Annotated in this window: 16 protein-coding genes and 1 tRNA gene; 6 read left to right on the top strand and 11 right to left on the bottom strand. The window is 51.4% G+C overall.

The window, feature by feature from the left end:
• Nucleotide 1: 1 nt before the first annotated feature.
• Together ABD852_RS01380 and ABD852_RS01375 are read left to right on the top strand one after the other, a co-directional pair.
• Complete coding sequence (locus ABD852_RS01380; protein WP_345026194.1) at nt 2–3151, top strand: FAD-dependent oxidoreductase; 3150 nt, start codon at nt 2–4, stop codon at nt 3149–3151.
• Nucleotide 3152: 1 nt separating this feature from the next.
• Nucleotides 3153–4283: a HEAT repeat domain-containing protein gene (locus tag ABD852_RS01375; protein WP_345026193.1), complete on the top strand. Its 1131-nt coding sequence runs from the start codon at nt 3153–3155 to the stop codon at nt 4281–4283.
• A 98-nt stretch (nt 4284–4381) separates the two neighbouring features.
• Here ABD852_RS01375 and ABD852_RS01370 read toward each other — a convergent pair whose 3' ends face one another.
• The 6 genes from ABD852_RS01370 to ABD852_RS01345 form a co-directional block, all read right to left on the bottom strand.
• Nucleotides 4382–6202 (bottom strand): RagB/SusD family nutrient uptake outer membrane protein, encoded by a 1821-nt coding sequence (locus ABD852_RS01370; protein WP_345026192.1) that lies wholly within the window; start codon nt 6200–6202, stop codon nt 4382–4384.
• 90 nt (nt 6203–6292) lie between these two features.
• Nucleotides 6293–9406, bottom strand: a complete 3114-nt coding sequence (locus ABD852_RS01365) for a SusC/RagA family TonB-linked outer membrane protein (RefSeq protein ID WP_345026191.1) — start codon at nt 9404–9406, stop codon at nt 6293–6295.
• 19 nt (nt 9407–9425) lie between these two features.
• Nucleotides 9426–11090, bottom strand: coding sequence for a RagB/SusD family nutrient uptake outer membrane protein (locus tag ABD852_RS01360; RefSeq protein ID WP_345026190.1), 1665 nt, complete (start codon nt 11088–11090; stop codon nt 9426–9428).
• 15 nt (nt 11091–11105) lie between these two features.
• Complete coding sequence (locus ABD852_RS01355; RefSeq protein ID WP_345026189.1) at nt 11106–13913, bottom strand: SusC/RagA family TonB-linked outer membrane protein; 2808 nt, start codon at nt 13911–13913, stop codon at nt 11106–11108.
• Nucleotides 13914–14342: 429 nt separating this feature from the next.
• On the bottom strand, nt 14343–15056 hold the full coding sequence (locus ABD852_RS01350; RefSeq protein WP_345026188.1) for a DUF1003 domain-containing protein: 714 nt from the start codon (nt 15054–15056) through the stop codon (nt 14343–14345).
• A gap of 730 nt (nt 15057–15786) precedes the next feature.
• Nucleotides 15787–16134, bottom strand: coding sequence for a zinc ribbon domain-containing protein YjdM (locus ABD852_RS01345; RefSeq protein ID WP_345026187.1), 348 nt, complete (start codon nt 16132–16134; stop codon nt 15787–15789).
• 372 nt (nt 16135–16506) lie between these two features.
• Here ABD852_RS01345 and ABD852_RS01340 point away from each other — a divergent pair, with 372 nt between their 5' ends.
• Together ABD852_RS01340 and ABD852_RS01335 are read left to right on the top strand one after the other, a co-directional pair.
• Nucleotides 16507–16704: a CsbD family protein gene (locus ABD852_RS01340; RefSeq protein WP_345026186.1), complete on the top strand. Its 198-nt coding sequence runs from the start codon at nt 16507–16509 to the stop codon at nt 16702–16704.
• Between the two features lie 167 nt (nt 16705–16871).
• Entirely contained in the window at nt 16872–17105 is a 234-nt protein-coding gene (locus ABD852_RS01335; protein WP_345026185.1) for a hypothetical protein, read from the top strand.
• 152 nt (nt 17106–17257) lie between these two features.
• Here ABD852_RS01335 and ABD852_RS01330 read toward each other — a convergent pair.
• Nucleotides 17258–17332, bottom strand: a tRNA-Val gene (locus tag ABD852_RS01330).
• Between the two features lie 179 nt (nt 17333–17511).
• Between ABD852_RS01330 and ABD852_RS01325 the strand changes: the two genes are divergently transcribed.
• Entirely contained in the window at nt 17512–17982 is a 471-nt protein-coding gene (locus ABD852_RS01325) for a hypothetical protein (protein WP_345026184.1), read from the top strand.
• On the top strand, nt 17972–18178 hold the full coding sequence (locus tag ABD852_RS01320) for a helix-turn-helix transcriptional regulator (RefSeq protein WP_345026183.1): 207 nt from the start codon (nt 17972–17974) through the stop codon (nt 18176–18178). The genes ABD852_RS01325 and ABD852_RS01320 overlap by 11 nt, the downstream gene beginning before the upstream one ends.
• 74 nt (nt 18179–18252) lie before the next feature.
• Here the strand turns inward: ABD852_RS01320 and ABD852_RS01315 are convergent, their stop codons facing one another.
• From ABD852_RS01315 to ABD852_RS01300, 4 genes are all read right to left on the bottom strand, one after another.
• Nucleotides 18253–19263: a 3-hydroxyacyl-CoA dehydrogenase family protein gene (locus tag ABD852_RS01315; protein WP_345026182.1), complete on the bottom strand. Its 1011-nt coding sequence runs from the start codon at nt 19261–19263 to the stop codon at nt 18253–18255.
• Nucleotides 19263–20345, bottom strand: coding sequence for a Gfo/Idh/MocA family oxidoreductase (locus ABD852_RS01310; RefSeq protein ID WP_345026181.1), 1083 nt, complete (start codon nt 20343–20345; stop codon nt 19263–19265). Before ABD852_RS01310 ends, ABD852_RS01315 begins: the two co-directional genes overlap by 1 nt.
• Nucleotides 20346–20430: 85 nt before the next feature.
• On the bottom strand, nt 20431–21219 hold the full coding sequence (locus ABD852_RS01305) for a 3-keto-disaccharide hydrolase (RefSeq protein WP_345026180.1): 789 nt from the start codon (nt 21217–21219) through the stop codon (nt 20431–20433).
• 117 nt (nt 21220–21336) lie between these two features.
• Nucleotides 21337–22809, bottom strand: coding sequence for a hypothetical protein (locus tag ABD852_RS01300; RefSeq protein WP_345026179.1), 1473 nt, complete (start codon nt 22807–22809; stop codon nt 21337–21339).
• Between the last annotated feature and the right edge of the window lie 24 nt (nt 22810–22833).

Below are 22833 nucleotides of genomic sequence, written 5' to 3'. Positions count from 1 at the left end.
TATGAAAAGACGGGATTTTTTGAATCTGAGCCTTCCGGCTACGGGAGCAATCATGCTGGCGCCGGGGCTGTTGGCAGCAAGCGCGAGGACGGAAATCAACCGCCAGTTCAGCGGGCAGCTTCAGCGCGGTCCATATGACTTGCTGGTGAACGGCGGTGGGTTTGCCGGTTACTTTGCGGCCATGCATGCGGCAAAATCAGGCAAGCGGGTCCTCCTCGTGGAACGCAGGAGTGCACTGGGATACGAGTTGACAGCCAAAAGCCGCTTTTTCCTTGAGAGCACAGGCTTTAATCAGTTTACTCCGGATTTAAAGCAGCTTTTTACGCCCGACGGCGAAAAGCCTGAAGTACATAATACCAGGGCTTCGGCCGAAGGCATGCTGGACAAAGAACTGACATTGATGGCCGGAAGCTTGAAAAAGGGCCTCCTCCGCAATGTACTGGCAGAAAAGATCGATGTCCTGTTAATGACCGACGTATGCGGACTTTTTGCCGACAAAGGAAAAGTATCGGGAGCCCTGCTCGCTACCAAGCAGGGTACCTATGCCGTGAAATGTACCAATTTCCTCGATGCAAGCGATTCCAGGCTGTTCAGCCGTAAGCTGTCGGGCGCGGCAACATCTCCCGATACCGCCACTTATACACTTGAACTATGGAATTCACAGGAGCCCGTCCTGAAAAGCATCGACGCCCCTGCAGCACTGGGAACAATCGGAAATAAAATTCGGCTCCATCCGGGCAAACATGCTTCTCACCAGGTATTTCTGGAGTTTTCATTTGATGCTAAAGGGTTGACAATAGACGAAACCGAGCACAAAGCCAGGAGGATAACCGAAAAAATAGGCCGGCAATTGCGTCAGCTTGATCCGACGCTGGGTAAATCGATAATCCAGCAGCTAGCCTGGGAGTGCACCTACGATATGGCTGATAAAAAACTGCCTGTCCCGGCGCTGAAATCCCACTACCTCCTCGAGGATATTCCCCTACGCTCCTGCTCGGACATCCTCAAAGTCAGTGCGCTTGCCAAAAAAACCGTAAAATCAATTGGAGGCGCCTCAAAAGATACTGTTCTTGCTCAACTTCACCTGCCGGGTGCGTTGGTTGCCGGCAAGGACATCACCTTTAGCGAGATCAATGAGCCGGGCCTGATAATCCCACTTCAGAAGTGCGTGTTCGACTGGCGGGTACTACCCGGGCAGAACGCCTTTCAGGTGGTAGTGGCAGGCGGGGGCACGTCCGGCAGCATGGTAGCGTTGGGAGCTCTTGAAAAAGGAGCAAAAACAGCTGTATTTGATTACTTCAACGAACTTGGCGGGACAAAAACGGTAGCCGGCGTCATGGGGTACTATCATGGGTACAAGCAGCAGAAATTTTTCAAGCAGCAGGAGGCCGAATCCGACCAGCTTTCTACGGCTGCCCACATGAACAAGAAAATGGGGCGCATGCAATACCTGCGTACACGTACCCTGGACAGGAACGGGGAATTCATGGGGCGTGCCATTCTTTGCGGCGCCTTGAAAGAAGCCCATACCCTGAAAGGAGCCGTGATCTGTCAGGACTCCGAGCTGAAAGTCGTAAAAGGAGATGTTATGGTCGACGCTACCGGCGATGGCGACCTTGCCGATTTCGCCGGAGCGGCCTTCGAAATCGGTGATTCCCGCGCGGGCAAAACCCAGAATTACAGCCAATGGGATATTAAGGGAGCAGGTAAATTGCCGACAGAACCCAACCGGGATTACGACCTTCTCAATACTACCAAAATCAGCGAATTACAAAGAGGACTTTTTCTCTCCCACTACGAAGCCCATTTCTACGACTTCCACCCGATGCTGGCCCTGCGTGAGCTCAGACGCGTAAAAGGTGTATACGAGCTCGATGCACTCGACGCAGTGGAAGGCACTCATTTTGAAGATGCGCTTGTGCTCGCCAGCTCCGACTACGACCCTCATTATGTGAGTGTAACCGAATTTACCCGCTGCGGTTTCATCCTTCCTCACTCCAACGACGTAGTCCTTGAGATCCCATACCGGAGTATCGTTCCCGAAAAAACGGACGGGCTGCTCATTTCGGGAAGAGGGTTCAGCCAGACGCATACGGCGCTCCAGTTTACCCGCATGACGGCCGACCTCATCGTGCTCGGGTACCTTACCGGCCAGATCGCCGCCGACCTCGCATGGAAAGGCGTACGCCCAAGGGACTATAACGTGTCGGCCCTGCAGAAAGAATGGAACGCGCTCGGTTATTACCCGGAAGGCTTTTTCAACAGACCTGCAGGCAACAAGCTTCAAAACGCTGAAGAGATCCGGCGCCGGATCACAGAACTGAGCGCGGGAAAAAGGGAATACCTGTATGAAGTAATCAAGCTGCCGCGACCACAGGCAGTATCTGCATTGAAGGCCGCGCTTGGCTCTGCCTCCTCCGAGGGACGGGTTTTGATCGCCAAGTCCCTCGCCTGGTTCGGTGAATCCCAGGGAAATGAGCTGATCGCGGAGGAGCTCGAAAACCTGTTCAGGGAAGAAACTGCGAAAGGGTACCCGGCAGATTTTGTAGACAACTACGACCTCATACGAGGCCGTGAGAAAAACCAGCTGGAAGGCCTGTACTGGCGCATCAACCAGGACATAGGACTCCTGGCCATGTCGGGAAACCCTGCTTACAACAGCCTTGTCGCCTCAATTATGAGTAAGACTACTTCCGGGGGCCCGATGATGACCCGCGAAAATGCTTACTTTGATGGCCGGATTGATCTTAAGCTGGTACCTTTCCACAACCGCATATTAAATCTGTGCTTCTATGCCGAGCGGCTTCCCGATCAACAGTTTATCGATCCGCTAAGCAAGATACTCGACGACCGGCACGTAGGGGGCTACGTCACCAAAGAGGCCGAAAAGACCCGCTGGCGGGTATACGGAGGCGATCTCGAACTATTCATTGCGGCGGCACTGGCCAGGTGCGGAGGACGCAAAGGCTACAATTTACTGGTGGACTATCTGGGTGATATTCACTACGATTTCAAAGCCTTTTCCCGCGCCGAGCTTACCGCACTCCTCGGCACGGACCTCCGGTACGATGAGAAAAAATGGAAAACCCTGATAGAGGGACTTTCATTCCCGCTCAAAACAGTCAAATTCGGTAAAACTCTGGAAGTATAAAATGTGGTTGCTTGTCGTTCTGCTGTTTTGGGGTAACCGGATCGCTTCCGGCGATCCCGTTTTTTACCGGAGTAAAGTCATTCCATTGGAAAGCCTCGAAAAACAGCCGGGCGAATTCGAAATAACGGACGACAAGGGCAAAAATATCCGCGTTGATCTTTTGCTCCACAAGGACAATGGCGGCATCTACTGGTATCGCAGGCTTCTTACGGAAGTATGCCTTACCGGTGAATGCCGCCCTATCGACATAGGAATATATTGGACGGGCAACGGAAAATACTTGGGAATTGAAGTTTTCGGCGAAAATCTCACCAAAACGGACCATTCCGACTTTTCAGAGTTTGACTACAGGAAACTGGAAGCGATGCTGAAAGATGAATGGTCACCTCTAAGGGAATTCCTGTTTGATGAACTTGTCGATCCTAAAAAAGACGGGGTAGACGCCACCACAGGCGCAACTAAAAAAGTTATAGCCGACGCTTCGGTAAAGGATGCCGTCTATACAACCTATACGATGTGGCATCTCATCCACGTAGGTGAAGACGAGCAGCTTGCCTTGCTCACTTACCGGTACCTCAAGGAAAACGCACCGGCGCTTTCTGCTTTTCTGCGGCATGACGAACCTGAATACGTCACTTTTCTCCTGGAAGGTGTCACTTCCGGTAACCTGCCCGTCAGTCCGGGTGCCGTTTCGGTTGTCCTTAAGGCGCTAAAACATCCCGACCCCTCTTTAAGGAATTTTGCCTTTAGAGCGATCAACCTGCTGCCGCTCGCCAGCCGGGATGTCCAGGATGAACTTGCGCCGATCTACAAAGAGTGGGCAATCCAGGACAAAAACCGTTTCCTGCAATCTGCGGCCGGATTGGAAACCTTACACGAAAGCCTTTATAGCGTACTCGCTTCCGATCTCGGAGAAAAAAATGCCTGGTTCTTAAGCGCACTCATTCCGGTTCTTGCCGCTTCGAAAATACAGTCCGCGGAAGTCGTCAAAAAAATAAAGGAGCTGGAAAAATCAGGCGACCCTCAATTGAAAAACCCGGCACGGAAATTTCTGCAGCACATTGGTCGGAAGTCGGAAGTCGGAAGTCGGAAGTCGGAAATCGGAGATCGGAAGTCAGAGAATAAAGAATGAAAATCGGCCGCGCTGCATGGGCCCGTTTGCCTTGCCATCCAAGCAAACGGGCCCATGCAGCGCGGCCGATTTCTGATTTCCGACTTCCGACCTCCCCTCTACCACCCCGAGTTTTGCACCAGTTGCGGGTTGGCCAGCAGTTCCGATTGCGGTATCGGCATACGGTTCATCCGTTCGTGATGGTAGCGGTTGTCTATGGTTTTGATCTGGTATTCCATTGTACCGTCTTTTTTGTAGATCGGTATCTGTGCTTTGATTTCCGTTTCAGGCGTATCCTTCCAGCGTCTGACATCCCAGAAACGGTGTTCCTCAAAAGACAGTTCGACACGGCGTTCGTGTTTGATCTTCTCGCGCATCTGGTCTTTTGAAAGTCCGCTTGCTACCGGCGGCATGCCGCCTTTCAGCCCCAGGTACTCCGGCCGCCCTTCGGGGTATGTGGCACGTTCCCGTACCTCGTTCAGGGCTTGAAGCGCCGACTTACCAGCGCCCAAAGCGTCTGATTCCGGGCCATATGCTTCGTTCATGGCTTCCGCGTAGTTGAGCAGCACTTCCGCATAGCGCAGGTACGGGAAGTTCTGGTTGACGCGGGTGCCACCGGCGGCATTACGGGCGTCCCAGGTAACGTTCAGGGTAGGGTCCGCAAATTTGATGGTATACATGAAGGTATTATACGCCTGGCCGTCAATCAGGTATCCCATATTGTGCGCGCCCGATTTATTATGACCGGGTTCCGGGTTGCCGAATTCGGCGGTTTTTCCCAGTATTTTTGCACCGTTGAAGATGAAATCACGGTAGAAACGGGGATCACGGTTTTTGAAGGGATCCTGGGGGTTGTGCCCGGAAGCCGGGTCCTCGATTGAATAAGCAACGCCGTTTTTCAGCACCTCGTATTCCTTCACCAGGTTATAGCTGGCCTGGTTGACCCCGCCCACGCCATAAGCGCCGGTACCGTTGTACAGCGTATAGGGTATATGCGTTGCGCTGTGATAGCTCATTGGATCCTGCATACGTGCAAAAATCACTTCGGTATTTTCCCGCGTCAGGAAAACGGTTGCAAGATCAGGATGCAGCGAATAGTTGCCCAGTGCAATTACAGCCTTCGCAGCTTTGGCAGCTTCCTGCCATTTGTTGGCATCATATTTCCCTGAGAACGGACTTTCCGTCGGATTCGCCGAATCGTTCCAGAGCGGACTGGCCGCATACAGGAGCATGCGCGCCTTCAGCGCGAGGGCCGCACCCTTTGTTGCCCTGCCGTACTCTATTTCCGGATGCGCCAGGGGCAAATCAGCTGCGGCTTCGTCACACAGCTGGGCGATGTAAGCGATCGTTTCATCGAAAGAGCTCCGGGGAATCATCATCGACTGATCGGTAGGCGTAGCCACCTCTTTAATCAGCGGGAGACCGCCAAACTGCTTGGCCAGCTCCGCGAAATTGAACGCAAGCAGGAACTTCCCCTCCGCTTTCCTGATTTTCCTGGTATTTTCATTGAAGTTGTATTGCGGATCGGCAGGTACATTGTCAATATTGGCCAGGAAAAGATTGGCTGCCCTGATAGCGGCAAAACAGTTAACCCAATCATAGTACCAGAACATATTGGTAGAGGCCGCCGTCATGGTGCCCGAATTAAACATCCGGACGTTATTGCTCCCGGCCATAATCGTCGACCCGTTGTCGGTCGCTACCTCCAGGTGAGCCAGGTTCCGCCAGCGGGGACCCGCAAAATCGGTATGCGCCAATATGGGTATAATCTGGCGATAAACGTCCAGCAGAAAACGTTCGCTGTATTGCGGACTGGCAAACACGTCTTTTTCCGTCAACCCGGTAGTGACCGGATCGAGCAGGTCCGAACCGTCCTGGCAGGCCGAGAGGCAAAGGCTGATCGTGCAAAAGGCCAATGCTATCTTTTTCATCCTTTTCATCTGTATAAGAGGTTTGAGGGGTGAGGTATGAGGTTTGAGGCGTAAGGTGTGAGTTCTCCCTCACCCCTCAGACCTCACACCTCACCGCTATTAAAAAGTTGCGTTAAGTCCGATTGCGTAAAACTTGTTTTGCGGGGAATAAGCGCCTGTGCCCGCACCGTTTGAAGACCCCCGGTTCGTAAAATACTCCGGGTCTACGTTGTACTTTTTAAGGTGGTCGAACGTAAGCAGGTTAGAGCCGTTGACAAAAATCCGCAGGCCTGACATCCCTACTTTCTTGGCAAGATCCGCCGGCACGATATAACCGAATTCTGCCGTTTTAAGCCGCAGGTACTCGGCGTTCAGCAGGTTAAAGGTGGATGCCTCACGGGTATAGGTGGATGCACCGATCTGCAACGCCGGATAGGTGGCCGTCGCACGGGTATCAAGCCCGCGGTCAGGATCGTAGACCCAGCGGCCTTCCTTGTGGAAGGGCTGTACATTCGGCCCGAACTCGAAGCTCAGCGGCCCCGACAAACGCATGTTTACGTTAGACGCCCCCTGCCAGAACGAGGACAGGTAGAAGTTTTTATAGTCAAGGCTCAGGTTGAACCCGAATATTTTTTCGGGCATATCGGAATAACCGATGTAGGTACGGTCAAATGCGTCGATTACGCCATCCCCGTTCAGATCCTTGAACATCAGGTCGCCGGGTATTGGCGCTGCTCCCATAGGTTTGGGGATTTCCGGGTTGCTCAGCTCAGGCGTATCGTAGAACTTACCCGTCCAGATATAGCCCATAGGCCTGCCGATCGAGTTCCCGGCCTGGACCTGGTAGGCATATCGTTGCGGCACTTCCGCAATGTAGTCAATCGTGTTGCGCACGAAGGTATAGTTCGCCCCTACCGTAAAACCGAAGTCCCCGATCTGGTCACGGTAGCTCAATTCAAGTTCGTAACCACGGTTGGTGACGATGCCGATGTTCATGGCCGGCAACTTGGAAGCAGTCAACCCCGAGTAGAGCGGCAAATCATTACGCCTCGCGAGTACATTGTCGCGTTTTTCCCGGAAGAAGTCGGCGGTGAAGCTGAGCCTGCTGTTAAAGAAGCGCATGTCCACCCCTATATTCGATTTTTTGGCGATCTCCCACGAAACCTGGTCATTACCCAGCGGTCCTTCGATAAGCCCGATCTGCGGCACCGGCGATACGCCCAAGGCATAGTAGCTCGGGTTGGTATTGGAAGTAAGGGGCTCCGGCGGATTACTGAATTCGTACCGGTACAGGTACTGAAACCCTGCAATCTGGTCGTTCCCTACCTGCCCGTACGACCCCCGTATTTTCAGGAAATCGAGGAACTTTACCTTGTCTTTCAGGAAGCCTTCTTCAGAAACCACCCAGCCCAATGCGGCGGCGGGGAACAGTGCATAGCGCTTGTGTTTACTGAACCGGTCAGAACCGTTGTAACCCACGTTACCTTCTACCAGGTACTTGCCTTTGTAGCCGTAAGTTACCCTTCCGGAAACCCCGCGGAAAGAGTTTGGAATTTGATACTGGATTTCGTTTTTGTTCTGTATAAAAACCGCCATACCCGTCAACTGGTGTACTTCCGAAAAAGTACGGTCGTAGTTAAGCGAGGCCTCAACGTATTCCGTACGGCTATAATCCTGGAAGCCGCTATTGACCGAATAGGAAGGTACAATACGGGCACGATACATGGAATAAGTATCATTGGCCGGGTTATACTTCCAGATATCGGGCTGCGCGTAGAAGTACTTAGTTGCGCCCGATCCGAAGGAATTGGCGTACTTACCCCTGAACGAGAGCCCGGGGGTAACAAAATCCAGTTTCTGAGTCAAAGCAAAGTTCGCCTCCAGGGTGTTGAACAAGCGCCGGTAGAACCCGCCGTCGTAAAGGTCCGAAAGCGTATTCCAGCCCAGAACACCGTCTCCGGCGGCATACGTCCCGTTCGGGTTGTAAAGCGGGCTGGTATTGGGCAGCCTGTTTACAATATCACCCCAGGCAGTTGCATTGACCCGCTGACCGCTGCTTTCACCTTTCGCGGCAAAGTTAAGATCATTAAGCCGGGCGTTGATTTTTACATCGAGCTGGGTCGTGGGTGTGAGTGTGAAATCGAGGTTGCTCCTCAGGTTAAAGCGGCGGTATACATATTCATTCTGCTTGCTTCCTACGAAGAGCCCGCCGGCCTTATTGAATTCCCCGGACACATAATAGCGTACTTTTTCGGTACCGCCGGTAATATTCGCGATGTGCTGCTGCTCGGTAGTGTACTTTTTAACGAGGAGATCATACCAGTTCACATCCGGGTGAGTAAAGGGCTGGTCTCCCTTCCGGTAATGTTCTAGGTCCTCATCCGAATACATCGAAGAAAGGCCCATATTACGACGGGCTTCGTTATGCAGCGAAGCATAGTCATACGAACCGAGGAACTTCGGGAACTTGAGCGGCTGCAGGAACCTGAACTGGCTGATGATATTGATCTTGGGCTTGCCCACTACCCCCTTTCGGGTGGTGATCAGGATCACGCCGTTTGCTCCCCTCACACCGTATACGGCGGTAGCGGAAGCGTCTTTCAGGACGCTGAATTGCTCAATATCCTCGGGGTTGATCCTGGAGAATGATCCCTCAACCCCGTCAATGAGCACCAGCGGCGACTGCCCGTTGGTGGTTGCCTTACCACGGATAAAAAACTGCGCGTCGTCCTGGTCGCCGTTGCTGTAGCGGTTCTGCGTTCCGCCTATGGCGCCGTCCATCATACGGGTTACAACGCCCGGAATGCGCCCGCCAATGGCGTTGGTCAGGTTGCTTGGCGATGCCTTGCGGAGCTCTGTCATGTCCGCATTGGCGATGGCGCCCACCATACTCGCTTTTTTCTGGGTACCAAAGCCTACCACCACGACCTCGTTAAGCGACTGGTTGCTTTCCACCAGTGTTACGTCAATGCTCCGCCGTCCTTCCAGCGGGACCCGTTGCGTATCAAACCCGACAAAAGAGAAAACGAGGATCGCTTCCGCGTTATTGGGGACTATCGAATACTTTCCATTGAGGTCGGTCATGGTCCCGATGCTGGTTCCGTGAACCAGTACACTCACCCCGGGAAGCGCCGTTCCCGTATGGTCCTTGACGGTGCCGGATACCTGTCTTTCCTGCGCAAACAGGTGATTGAGGCCCAGACCGAATATCAAAATCATCAGAAATTTCTTCATAAGTATGACTGATTTTAAGCTACCAACCTAAATTTTGATTCAAGCTTGTATTTCTGCTCGTTTCCTCCTGCGGGAACGGATAGCGGTACATTTTCGGCTGAAACACCCGGTTCTCAACCACTTGCGCCTGGTAGGTAAAAGTGGTTTCGTCTACTTTTGTGATTTTCAGTCCTGATACAGGCTTGTTAAGCACCTCTTCCGCCAGTTTCCAGCGTCTCAGGTCCATATGCCGGTGCTCTTCAAACGCCAGCTCGATGCGCCGCTCCTTCCTGATGGCCTCCCGCATTTCTTCTTTTGTCGTGGCTGCGGCTACGCCCAGGTTACCGGTCAAACCCGCTCTTTTGCGGATCAGTGTCAGCGCCTCTCTGGCGGTCATGGTAAAAGCACCTGCATGGTCAGGGCCATTCACTTCGTTCATCGCCTCGGCATAATTGAGAAGGACCTCGCCATAGCGGAGAATCGGGAAGCAGTGATCGGCTACGCCGGTGGGCGCGACAAAGCGGGCGTTCTGGCTAAGGAATTTTCTCAGGTAAAAACCAGTGCGGGTCGCATTGATCGTCTGCCGGTCTTTTCCCCCCTCAAAGGTTTCAACCTTGGTATCCATCCAGGTTGCACCATTAAAAAGAATGCTCTTGGCCAACCTTGGGTCCCGGTTGGCGAACGGAGCTTCCGCATGCATAGGGTTGTTCCAGTCGAAAGGCGTTCCGTCTAACCGCTCGTAGGCATTCACCAGGTCAAGGGTAGGGTTGGTCCCTCCCATGCCCCCCACCAGGCTCACCAGGCCGTTCAGTCGCTCGAGGTTATTGCTTCTCACTTCCATCTTAGAGAAGATAATCTCTTTATTACCCGCCAGTACATTAAAGAATGCGTCATACCCGGTCCCGGCGGTGTAGAGATCGTAAACCTTGGCGCCGTTATCAGTGAAGCTGATTACCTTTTCAGCGGCTTCGGCGGCTGCCTGCCACTTCGCTACGTCGTCACCGGGGTTATTCAGCGGACTGGCGGCATACAGCAGCAGTCTCGCTTTGAGCGCCATAGCACTCCCTCTTGTGGCCCGGCCGAAATCGGCGGTAGGATAGCTGATGCGAAGCAACGGAGCCGCTTCATCGCAGAGGTCGGCAATGTATTGCACACACTCCTGGTAGCTGTTTTTAGGGATGGTCATATTGTCGGTCGGCTTGAAGGCCTGCCTTACAATCGGGTACTCACCGTAGCGCTTCAACAGCTCAAAATTCAGCAGCGCCCTGATAAACAATACCTGGCCGTAGTGGGCATCGCGCTCGGCCTTGTTCATTACCGCGTCCACGATAAACGGGTGCACTTCTTCCGAATAAACATACGTTGCACGTATACCCGTGTGGAGGAAAGCAAACATATCGTCTCTTTGCGTTCCCGGGGTAGTTCCCCAGGAGCCGGTTCCCCAAAGCTCGGCCTCGGAACCGCGGCTGGCGTGAACTGCCTCATCCGTAGCCGAAGCCACCATGGAGACCCCGCCCAGGCGATTGAACCCGCCCGGGATGTGCGTATACAGCCGGTTTACAGCCTGCGTGATGTACACCGTATTCCCGTACACAATGTCGGAACTGATATATTGTACCGGCTTGAAGTTGATATTTTCATTTGAGCATGACGATGAAAATCCGATCAACGCCAATGTCGAAAAGAAGTAAGCTATTTTTTTCATGATCAACAGGCTTGCTTAAAACTTGACATTCAGACCAAGGCTCACCGTTTTCAGGATCGGGTAGGCCAGACCGTTGTCCTGGATTTCCGGGTCTTTTTGTTTCACTTTATCCCACACCATCAGGTTATGGCCATTGAGGTAAATCCTGGCCCCTTTCACCCCTACTCTTTTCAGGAACCCTTCGGGCGTGGTATACCCGATCTCCATAAATTTGAGCCGGACAAAAGAATTGTCGCGCACCCAGAAAGAGTTGGCTACAAAATTGTTCGGATTGCTCAGGGTAAGCCTTGGATACCCGGCTGATTGCCCGGCGCCAGGGACCCAGCGGTCAAGGTGGTGCTCGGCGGCGTTCCCGGTCCGGCTCTGAAATTCCCAGAAGGCGCTGCCCGAGTTATACGTGGAGCTTTTGCCTGTTCCCTGGAAAAGTACGCTGAAATCAAAGTTTTGGTAACCGAATCCTACCTGCGCACCGTAATTGATCCGCGGCATTTTCGCATTACTAATTCTGGCTATATCGTTTTCGTCAATTACGTTGTCCCCGTTAAGGTCCTTGTATTTGAGGTCACCCGGCTTCTGGCTACCGAGCATAGACTGGTTAGGCAGCGTAGAAAGATCGTCATTCTCCGTAAAATACCTGTCAAACACATATCCCATTCTGATCCCGTAAGGCTGGCCGGTCTCGTACATCCAGGGATGCTCCCGCAATTGTTCTGCCATGTACACAATCTTGTTGCTGGCATTTGCATAGTGAACGTCAACAAAATAGCGGAACGACTTCACCTGGTCGTCCCAGCGGGCCCGCGCCTCAAAGCCTTTGTTCTCAAAAAGACCGCCGGGCGTATTGATAACCGCTCCGTACATCGATGATATCGCATTCGTAATCAGGATATCCTTGCTCTTCTCGCTGAAGAAATCAGCGGTAAGCGAGAGGCGCTGTTTCAGGACCGAAACGTCCAGACCTATATTGCTTTTGGTCGTTTTCTCCCAGGTTACAAATGGGTTGGCAATCTTGCTTTGGTAGATACCAATGGATGCAGCTGGTGTAGTACCGAAAACACCGCCCTGACTGGCTGCCTGCGTATAAGCACCCAGGTACTCAAAATAGGTATTGGCCGGCTTTCCTGTTTTTCCGTAAGAGCCCCGCAATTTAAGAAAATCGATTCCGGTGCTCTTCATAAAGGCTTCTTCCGACAAGATCCAGCCGGCCGAAGCTGCCGGAAAAAAGCCGTAGCGGCTTCCGGCCGGATATTGCTCGCTTCCTTCATATGCACCCGAAACATCCAGCAGGTAGCGGTCTTTCAACCGGTACGAAACATAGGCCCTGGGCCCTTGAAAATTCTGCGTCAGCTCAAGAGACCGGGCGTTGTCGATTTGTTCGCGGCGGTATTTTACCATTGCCGAGACGTGGTGACTACCGAAAGTCCGGTCGTAATTCAGGGCCAGCGAATGATCGTAAAGACGTACGATCTGGTCATAGTTGCCGCTGCTGGTAATCGGGCTGTTCAAGCCGATTTTGTCGTATCCACCACCTGCATTGGACTGGTATACCTCAAAAGTTTTGGTCCGGTTGATATAAAACTGCGTATAGTTCGTAAACCCGAATGACCCTTTTACGGAGAGGCCTTTTGTAAGCCCACCCAGATCGTAGGTCAGGTCGGTGAGGTTTGAAAAGGACGTGACCAGGTAATTGGAATAGCCGCGGTAATTAAGCATCCCGTAAGGGTTATTCCGGTAGTCGTTGGTACCGGCCAGGGACCCGTCCCGGTTCATGACAGGGTGGGCATTGGCGGGTGTGCTGTAAAGCGTTCCGAACAAACTTTCGTCATATGTGGCCGAATAAGCTCCGGGAGCGTTCCGTTTGTCTCTTTTTGCCCTTATTTCGGTAGATAGCAGCAAATTCTTCCCGACGTTGACCTCAACACTGGCCCGGGCATTCAACACGCTGATATTGGTATTGGTGTTATAGGTATTGACGCCTTTGTCTACGTTGAAAATACCACCGTCGCTCAGGTAACTGCCCGAGAAAAAGTACCGGGCTACGTTGTTACCCCCACTTATATTCAGATTATTACGAACCTGGAACGACTGTTTCTTCAGGAATTCGTCCAGCCAGTTTACATTGGGGTATCGGTAGGGGTCAGAACCGTTTTTATAAGCTTCCAGCGCCGCATTGTCGTATTTGACAACCGCAGTCGGGTCGTCATTCAGCATGGCCTCATTGTAGAGCGAGGCGTAATTATACGCATCAAGAAACTTCGGGAGCCGGGTTGGCTTTTGCAGCGAAGTCTGTACGTTGTATTCTATTTTAAGCCGCCCCTCCTCCCCGCGTTTGGTGGTGATGAGCACAATACCATTGGTAGAATTCATACCATACATGGCAGTGGACGCGGCATCTTTCAGGATGGTAATACTGGCGATGTCGTTCGGTTCGAGCATGGAAACATCATCTCTCCGCCCGTTGACCAACACTAACGGCGCGCTCGAGCCGCGGAAAGAATGATAGCCTCTGATCAGCATATTCACACTCTCAGCCCCGGGCAGCCCGTCTTCCTGGACAATTGAAAAACCGGGTATCCGGCCTGCCAGCGCATTCAACCGGTTTCCTCCGGGTGTAGTGCTGAGCTCCTGCCCGGAAACGGAAGACGTTGCCCCTGTCAGAAACCGCGGATCGATCGTTCTGTCTAACAGGGATACCCGCGCCGAGTCCGTGAACGGACGGGTTAGACGCCCGCCTATCTGCGACCTGCCCGCACCCGGGAAACAGGTTTGAAGAAGACATAGTGCGCCGAGCGAAATCAGGGTTTTGAAATTTCTCTCATTCATGAGTAATGGTTTATAAAGGTTGATCGTGCCGGTATAAAAATTACGCTATACGTATACGTAGGAGATACGTATCAACACTTGGACATACTTTCCCTGCTCAGGCAAACGAAACTTGCAGAGAAAAAATAAATCAGATCGCAGGAATGGGGCTAATAGTTGTCTCGGGTCATAGGCAGCTCGGGTTAAGGTAAAGGAACCAGGTAAGTATGTTTAAAGAATTAAACCGGTGTTGCGCAATCGTCGTACGGTTCGGGCTCGTTAGTTTATAAAAGGCTTATAAATGACGCAGGAACGTTCATCTACAGGCTGATCGGACGAGCGCGAATGCTTTGTAAAACAATTCCGTTTACTTACCGTTATCCCGTTCGCGGGCTGTAATACTCAGCGATCACGAAACTTTATTGGCGAAATATACAGAAGGCAAGACGATTATTCTCCTTTCCGATTGGTTTCCAACCTGCTCATGATGTCATTCATCATGTCGATCTGGACGCGCTGAACTTCCAGCAATTCTTGTTGCTGGTGGATAATCAGGTGATCCAGCTTCTCATGGAGGATCCTGATCTCCAGCTCCGATTTCAGGTTGATCATGTAGTCTTTCCGCGCCCGCTCGCGATCTTTTTCTTCCTGGCGGTTCTGGCTCATCATGATAACGGGCGCCTGAATGGCGGCAACGCACGACAGGATCAGGTTCAGAAGAATAAAAGGGTAAGGATCGAACCCCTTATTGGCCAGAAAAAAAACGTTAACAAGGATCCAAATGGCCAAAAACGAACCAAACGCAATAATAAACCCCCAACTGCCGCCAAAGGAGGCTACTTTATCAGCCAGTCGCTGACCCAATGTGGCGGAAGGGTCAGGCCCGTCGTTACCCAGGCTTTCCGTAAGTGAGGATCCTTCTGACATTGCTTTTAACACCGTTTTCTCCAGCATGGTCAGTTCACCGAGTTCGACACTTAAGTAATCAGAAATGAACCGCGCACGGAATTGGTTCAATTCATTGCGCGAGAGATGGTTCCGGACGGTAAAATCGGGGTGCTCCGATTGGATACACTTCAACAGGGACTCCCGTATGGAACCTCCTGAAACCCTTTCCTCCAACGGGAAATGCTTTCCTGAAATATCGCTTTTGAACTGCTTCATTGCTGACGGTCAATAGGGTCAAAGATAATACCGATAACCGCAAATATGAGAGTTTCTTTCAAGTGCACGGCATAGTCAATGAGAAAGAACCCAGTCATCCCGACCGAACGGAAGGAGCTCTCATTTATGCAGGGGGATTTCTCGCCGCGGTAGGGAGATGCCCCTTTCTGATACAATTTGGCCACGAATTCACGAATAAAATCCTTCGTGCTCTGTGGTAAAAAAAGTAAACCACAGAGAGCGCAAAGTGCACAAAGGCCGCTTGACAACCATCACAGAAAAATCTTCGTGCTCTTCGTGGCCTCTGCGGTAAAAAAGTAAACCACAGAGAGCGCAAAGTACACAAAGGCCGCTTGACAACCATCACAGAAAAATCTTCGTGCTCTTCGTGGCCTCTGCGGTAAAAAAGTAAACCACAGAGAGCGCAAAGTACACAAAGGCCGCATGACAACCGTCACAGAAAAATCTTTGTGCTCTTCGTGGCCTCTGCGGTAAAAAAGTAAACCACAGAGAGCGCAAAGTACACAAAGGCCGCTTGACAACCGTCACAGAAAAATCTTCGTGCTCTTCGTGGCCTCTGCGGTAAAAAAGTAAACCACAGAGAGCGCAAAGTACACAAAGGTTGCTTGACGACCGTCACAGAAAAATCTTCGTGCTCTTCGTGGCGAGACGGCCTGAACCGCGGGAATTCGTGGTTAGAAACTACGAGGTTCTTTACTAAGAAAAAAACTTACACCTTGCGTACAAACTCCGATTTCAGTCCCATAGAACCGAAGCCGTCTATTTTGCAGGCGATGTTGTGATCTCCGTCGGTTAGGCGGATATTCTTCACCTTTGTTCCTGCCTTAAGCGGTTTGGGAGCTCCCTTAACCGGCAGGTCCTTGATAATCAATACCGTATCACCGTTCTGCAAAATCTGCCCGTTGGCGTCTTTTACTACATTTCCTTCCACCGCAACCTCCTCGTTTTCAGAAGGGTTCCACTCATGACCGCATTCCGGGCACGTATACTGGTTTTCACCGCTTTCGTAAGCATAGGGCGAACTGCAAAGCGGGCAGGTTTTCATTTGATCTTCCATGCTGCGAATTTAAGCATATTTAAATTGATCCGGAAGACGCGCGCCAACCCCGAGGGGAAGGGAAGCCCATCCACTCTTTGGATGCACCGCGGGTGTCTTCCCGGGCGGATAAATTACTTCGTTGACCGTTTATTGATATTCTGCGAATTACTCCGTTAAGAAATCAGCTAAGCGACAGCGCATTACCGGAATAAAGTCCGATGCTGCGCCTGTCGGAATGTTAAAATATATGTATAGATTACAATCAAAGAAATTCTATTATAGGACAATTAGGTGAATTTCAAAAAAAGTGCCCCAAGCACTTTCATAAACGCCTGTAATTCACCAACTTTGAGACAATTACACAAGCTTATATCTTAAAAATCACACGTTATGAAACCGTTCGCTGAAAACCTGAAAGCCAATTGGAAAATCCTTAAAGGGAAATTAAAACAACGTTACGCCGACCTTACCGACGACGACCTGATGTACGTCGAGGGCCAGGAAGAAGAACTAATGGGAAGAATCGCCAAACGGACCGGAAAGGAACGTGAAGAACTGGAAGAAGAGATGGCCGGTTACCTGGTCTGACGCACTGCTACGATCGTCCCGTCCCTTCGGCCGGGATCGCCTGATGTAATTGAAATAATTCGATCGGTACTTAGAAAATTCTACGTATGTATGATCTATTTTTTATGCAGCCCACCGATAAAGAGATTAGTGAAACTTCTGCATTAATTCTCGAAAAGCTGAAGGGAATGCCTCGATCAAAAAAAGAGTCCGCGCGGCCAGGCTATAAAATCGCCTATACTATTTTAAAAAATGGCATCCGGGAAAGGTCCCGGATCCCGATGGCCCGATTAAGCGCCGGCACGAGAGCAATGGCGCTCCTCGCAATCGACTATCTTAACGGCGCCTGCGACCGGGACTTCCTGTTGAACAGGCAGGCCGCCACCGATAATCCAAGAACTCCCCGCCTGTGCCTGAAATGAATATCATCGGATATCATTCTAATAACATAGCGGGGAACCAATTAATGTTCAAGTACTATTGAACCTGCTGGAAGAATATGCCCGGTCCTCTTGGAGCGGGTATATTTTTTACACTAAAAACAGGTGAATACTGCGCGGCAGAAGAATGTTAGTAGGACATAGCGGGCTCGAACCGCTGACCTCCGCCCTGTCAAGGCGGCGCTCTGAACCAACTGAGCTAATGTCCTAAGCGATGGGAGTGCAAAACTAAGAATTTGTTGTTATAAAAAAAATCGTCTCGGCAATTTCGCTGAGAACGCCCGGAAGAAAGTTCAGGCCGTTTTTTTTATAAAAAAATATGTAAAGCTTGCTTTACTTTACGTAAACTACACTTTACATTTGAAGCAGAAAATTAATCACAGCCATCATGTACAAAATCCCACTGCTTCCCGGCTACTTCCGTTGGATAGGCGCCTCGTTGCTCCTGTTTACAATTTTGCTTTATCTGTTTGACTCTCAAAGACGAGGAATCCCTTTCAACATGCGTACTTTCGTACTGGTTAACGAAACGCCGTTCCAGGAAACCAGCATTCTCTCGATGAGCGAAGTGGACATCACACTTACAGTACTCCTGTTGTCGCTGCTGCTGGGACTCGCTTTTATCACTTTTGCCCGGAAGAAAGTGGAAGACGAAATGATGAATACCCTCCGGCTATACGCCTGGTCCTGGTCCATTATTTTCATAATGGCGGCCAACCTGATAGTTACGGTACTGGTGTTCGGCATCCCTTTCGCATCGTTTGCCATCCTGTTTCCCCATGCCCTGCTGGTTTGCCATCTCGCTATTTTCCACATCAGCCTGCGCCGCCTTAATGCAGGAGTCTCCTATGAAAAATAACCTGAAGGTGAACCGCATCATCAAAGGCTATTCGCAGGAGCAACTGGCCCAGCTTGCCGGTGTAAGCCGTCAGACGATCCATGCGCTGGAAGCAGGGAAGTATGTGCCCTCTACCACACTTTCGCTAAAGCTATCGCTGATACTCGGACAGAAAACGGAAGACCTCTTCGAGCTGGAAGAGCGTGACTGGCAGTAAAGCAACCTAAAAGAAAAACGCCCGGCCGCTGACAGCAACCGGGCATTTTCTTTTAAACCGTTAATACACCGGCCTCATTCACCGGCTCCGGCCGCTTCCGACTGACGCTCCGCAAGACGCTTTTTCACGATGTCTTCCGGGTAACGCAGCGCTACCTGCCTGATTTCGTAACTGAATTTTGTAAACGTTTCTTCCCACATCCTGGCTTCTTCCTCGGTATATTCATAAAACCCATTAGCGTTGGAAACGCCGTTCCCCCCCGTTTTCACAATATCGTCGATGAGTTTCGGCACCTCCGTCCCGTTATAAAGGGTGGGAAACAAGTCCTTCATTACCGTGTGGTAGGCCTTTACTCCCGTAAGGTCCATCCAGCGGAAAATCCCGACGAATGTCATGAAATAGCCGGCATTGTTGCGGCAGGAGCGGTCCACATCCTCAACCGTCGCGTAGCCGTTTTCCACAAGGTTGATCGCCTCGCGGTACATCGCATACATCAGCCGGTTGGTAATGAAACCCCTTATATCTTTGCGGACCAGGATAGGCTCCTTTTTCCAAAGGAGCGCCAGTTTTTGAAGATACTCGCCCTGGGCCACATCGCTGTCGTCGCCGCAGATGATCTCCAGGAAACGTGTCGTATGCGCAGGCTCGGCCCAATGCAGGCCCAGGAAACGCTTCGGATGCCGGGTTTGTTTCTGCAGTACGCTGATCGGGATGGCTGAAGTATTGCTGGTCAGCAATGCATCCTCCGCTATCACCTGTTCGATCTTGTCAAAAACAGATTTCTTAACATCGATATTCTCAATGGTACATTCCAGAACCAGCCTGCAGTCCTTCAGAAGCCCGTAATCTTCTGTAATGGTAAGGTTTGCCAGGATTTCTTCCGGCGTCCGGGTAATAAGCCCGTTCAGCAGCGATTTATCCAGGTGTTCCCGGATACGGCTTCCGGCGAGCTTCAGGTCAAGGTTAATAGGCGCGACGGCAACCACCGGATGCCCCGCGATGAGCAGACAGGTGGTGATGCTGCAACCCATTAGTCCGAGTCCAACCACCCCCACCTGTATGTTTTTAGCTTCCAGTTCCGCCATCAGAGTTTAACCACATTACCGGTTTTCACTGATTCGTCGCACGCAAATGCAATCCTGAGGCTGTTTACTGCATCCTGCATGTGATCGGTCAGGTCAATGTCCTCACGAATTGCCTTTTCAAAATAACGCTGCTCGCGGTTGCACAATTCCTGGTGATCCGGCTCGTCGTTCAGGTTAATCCAGGTATCTTCTTTGGCGAAGCGCTCAGCGCCGTCAAGCTCCGCATGATGAATCAGCAATGACTCGGTTTTGGTATGGGCTTCGATGGAATCCGACTTACCGGTTCCGCCCGCATCTTTCGCCACGATGGAAACCGACCCTTTCGGTCCGAATACGTCCTTTACGAAAAAAGCAGTCTCGCTGACCATAGGGCCCCAACCCGCTTCGTACCAACCTACGGAACCATCTTCAAAGCGGATCTGCAATTGTCCGTAGTTGTAGTTGTCGGCAGGAATTTCGTCCGTCAACCGCGCGCCGATGGCATTTACCTGAACCGGCTTGCTGCGTACCATCTGGCACATCACGTCAATATAATGGACGCCGCAATCTACAATCGGGCTCAGGCTTTTCATGAGGTTGCGGTGCAGGGTCCACATGGCCGTATCGCTCTGCTGATTGAGGTTCATGCGCATTACCAGCGGTTTTCCAAGCTTCTGCGCCTCTTCAATGAAACGCTCCCAGGACGGGTGGTGGCGGAGGATATAGCCAATTACCACTTTCTTGTTCAGTCTTTTCGCAGCAGCTACTACACGTGCCGCGGCTTCAACCGAGTCAGCTATGGGTTTTTCGACAAAAACGTGTGCCCCGGCTTCCATCGCCTGGATGGCAAAGGCTTCATGCGTATCCGGATAGGTGGAAATACAAACCGCATCGGGCTTGGTTTCTTCCAATGCCTGGGTATAATCGCTGTAGAGGGCATAACCGCCGCCCAGCTTTTCATTTAAGACTTCCTTACTTTTTCCTTTTGTGACGATCCCTACTATTTCGAAGCCGTCTTCCGTGTGATAGGCCATGGCATGAGAGCTTCCCATGTTGCCTGCTCCTACTACCAACACGCGCAAAGGTTTGGTTGATTCTGACATTTCTAAAAAACTATTTATGAGACAATAATGGATTCCTAGGCCACCTTTTAGGGACACTATCCTTCAAATATGGCGATTTTTTTTGTCAAAGAGGCGTCAATTCTACTTTTCGGACATACATTTCAGCCCCTTCCGACTGGATCTGGATACGGCCTTTTGAAGGCTTCACCTTGACTGCCTGGTTCACCAGCACGCCGTTCAGATAAAGGTCAATGTTATCGCCTTTGGCTATTACTTCCATCCGGTTCCACTTGCCAACAGCCTTCTCCACATCCTTTGCCCCCCTGAAATCGATGACGTCTTTCCATTCAGGATCGCGGTACAGCCAGTTGACCCGGCCTTTGTGAATGGTGGCCAATTGCCCCCCCGGCTGGTAGATATAGGAACCGTTCTGTTTCTCGGGCGCAACCGGACAGCTGATCGCAAAATTTTCGCTTCCGTCACCCACTACCAGGAAGTCACCGGTACCACCCTCAATAATCTGGCATTCAATAGAGTTCATCCACACATTGCCGTACCCGCCATCTTTACCCTGGGAATGAATCAGCACGCCGTTGTCCCTGGCCCGGTCCACACGAGGTGCAAAAGTTTTTTCACCCCATTTAAATTCGACTACCAGCTTGTAGTTTTCGTACTCTTCATTGGTAGTAATACAGCCATACTCCTCACCGGTAATCGCGATCAGCCCTTTCGAAACTGTAAATACACCCTTCGGGTCGCTGTTTTTCCCGGTGGTCCTCAGGAAGGTATACCAGCCGTCCAGGTTCTTGCCGTTAAATAATTCTATCTTCTTTTTCTTTTGAGCTTCGGCCTGAAAAGAAACTGCAAACATTAACAAAAGTGCTGCAGAAAGGGAATAAAGTCTGGTTTTCATGATTTTGAATGGGTTTGAGATCTGAGGTATGAGATCTGAGGTATGAGGTATGAGGGGTGCAAATCGGACGTCGGGCTTCAGCGGCTCAGGCCTCACTGCTCACACCTCAAACCTCCGTTAAGGCTTTTGTTTAAGTTGGTTAAGCAGTGAGAACAAAGTCGCGGTAATTTTTTCGGAGGCGTTTACCTCCAGGTAGCTGGATCGTGCGCGCCACGTTTCATAGCCGCCCCATGAATGTTGTTTCGGGGTGGGCAGGTAACCATTGTAACCATTGGCCAGCGAAATGGTGAAGTTGGAAGCAAACGGGCTCTTTTCCTTGATCTCAAGTCCGATCTCCACAAAAACTTCGCACGGAATGGCCGAAATCGCCAGGTCACCAATCTTGAACGCCTGGATGATCAACGGTACTTTGTCCGGGAATTTGTTGATCAGCACCGATTCGCGGGCATAAATCGCATCCCGTTTGGTCAGCACCTTTTCAGTCTCCTTGGCCAGAATGTCCTCAGCGCGTTTCAGCTCCGCCGGGGTAGGCTTTCTTACGCCCAGAGAGATTTCCTTCTGCATGGACAACAGCGGCACCCATTTCCGGTACTGCATTCCCTCAACTGCTTTATTGGCTTCAGCGGCTACCAGGTTCGCCACCCGGTTCATCTGGGCATACGCACCGGTCGGCTTCCAGCTTCCTGACCGCCAGTCGATATTATTGATATCACCGCTGGTGCCGTTGGACATAATGCCTACGAACGGACGGTGCGGGTTTCCTTCGCCCCGAAGCTCCTTCATTCTTTTGCCGAACATACCGAAATAATCCGCGGACAACTCCCCGCCGCCTGTTCCGCCCACATAGTGCAGGGAATAATTCCCAAGTACCGCAATGGGCTCACCTGCAAGCGAACGTACCGACAACACACTGATTTCCGGGTCGATAGGCCCTGCAGGTTCATTCAGGTTCGGATTTTGGATCCCCGGATTCATCCGCACTTTATCGACTCCGCCAAACGGGTTGGTCATCCCCTCATCCGACTTCATAAACCAGCGACGGTTGTGCACCTGCGTTGCCTCATAACCTTTCCCCCACCCTATTTCGGCAGGCACCAGGTTGTTATTGGCGCGTATCACTGCATCTGCTATCCGCTCCGACAAAAAGTCCAGATATTCCGGGGACGGATCGCTCTGGAAAACGCTGCAGGCGGTTCCGCTGCTATGGGTGTGCGTCGCGGACATCATCATGTTTTCTACCGGGATCCCCGAGTATTCGTGGGCCTTTTTTTTCGCCTTGTCAAGGGTTTCCTTGTACACCATGCAGAGATCCGACACTACAATGGCCAGCTTGTTTTCGCCGTCGTCAAGCACAATGGCCTTGGCATGAGTATCGTCATGTACCTGACGTATTTTCCCGTCCTGCATATTGCCGTTGATACTGTAACCGATCGGCGGCGTGATTACGCTCATCGCCGCTCCTGCTTTAAATTGCCTGGCTTCCTGTCCGCCGGCCTTTTGTTGTGCGGCGGCGGAATCGGGCCGGGCACACCAAAGCAGAACCAAGGCGGCAAAAAACAACAGCTGTTTCCTCAAAAAGGCGGTATTCATTAGGTTTTTAAGGTTAGTAAATAC

It is taken from the genome of Ravibacter arvi (assembly GCF_039540405.1).
In the GTDB taxonomy this organism is placed as follows: domain Bacteria; phylum Bacteroidota; class Bacteroidia; order Cytophagales; family Spirosomataceae; genus Ravibacter; species Ravibacter arvi.
Note: the sequence above shows the minus strand (reverse complement) of the source record. Positions and strands in the feature narration are given on the sequence as shown.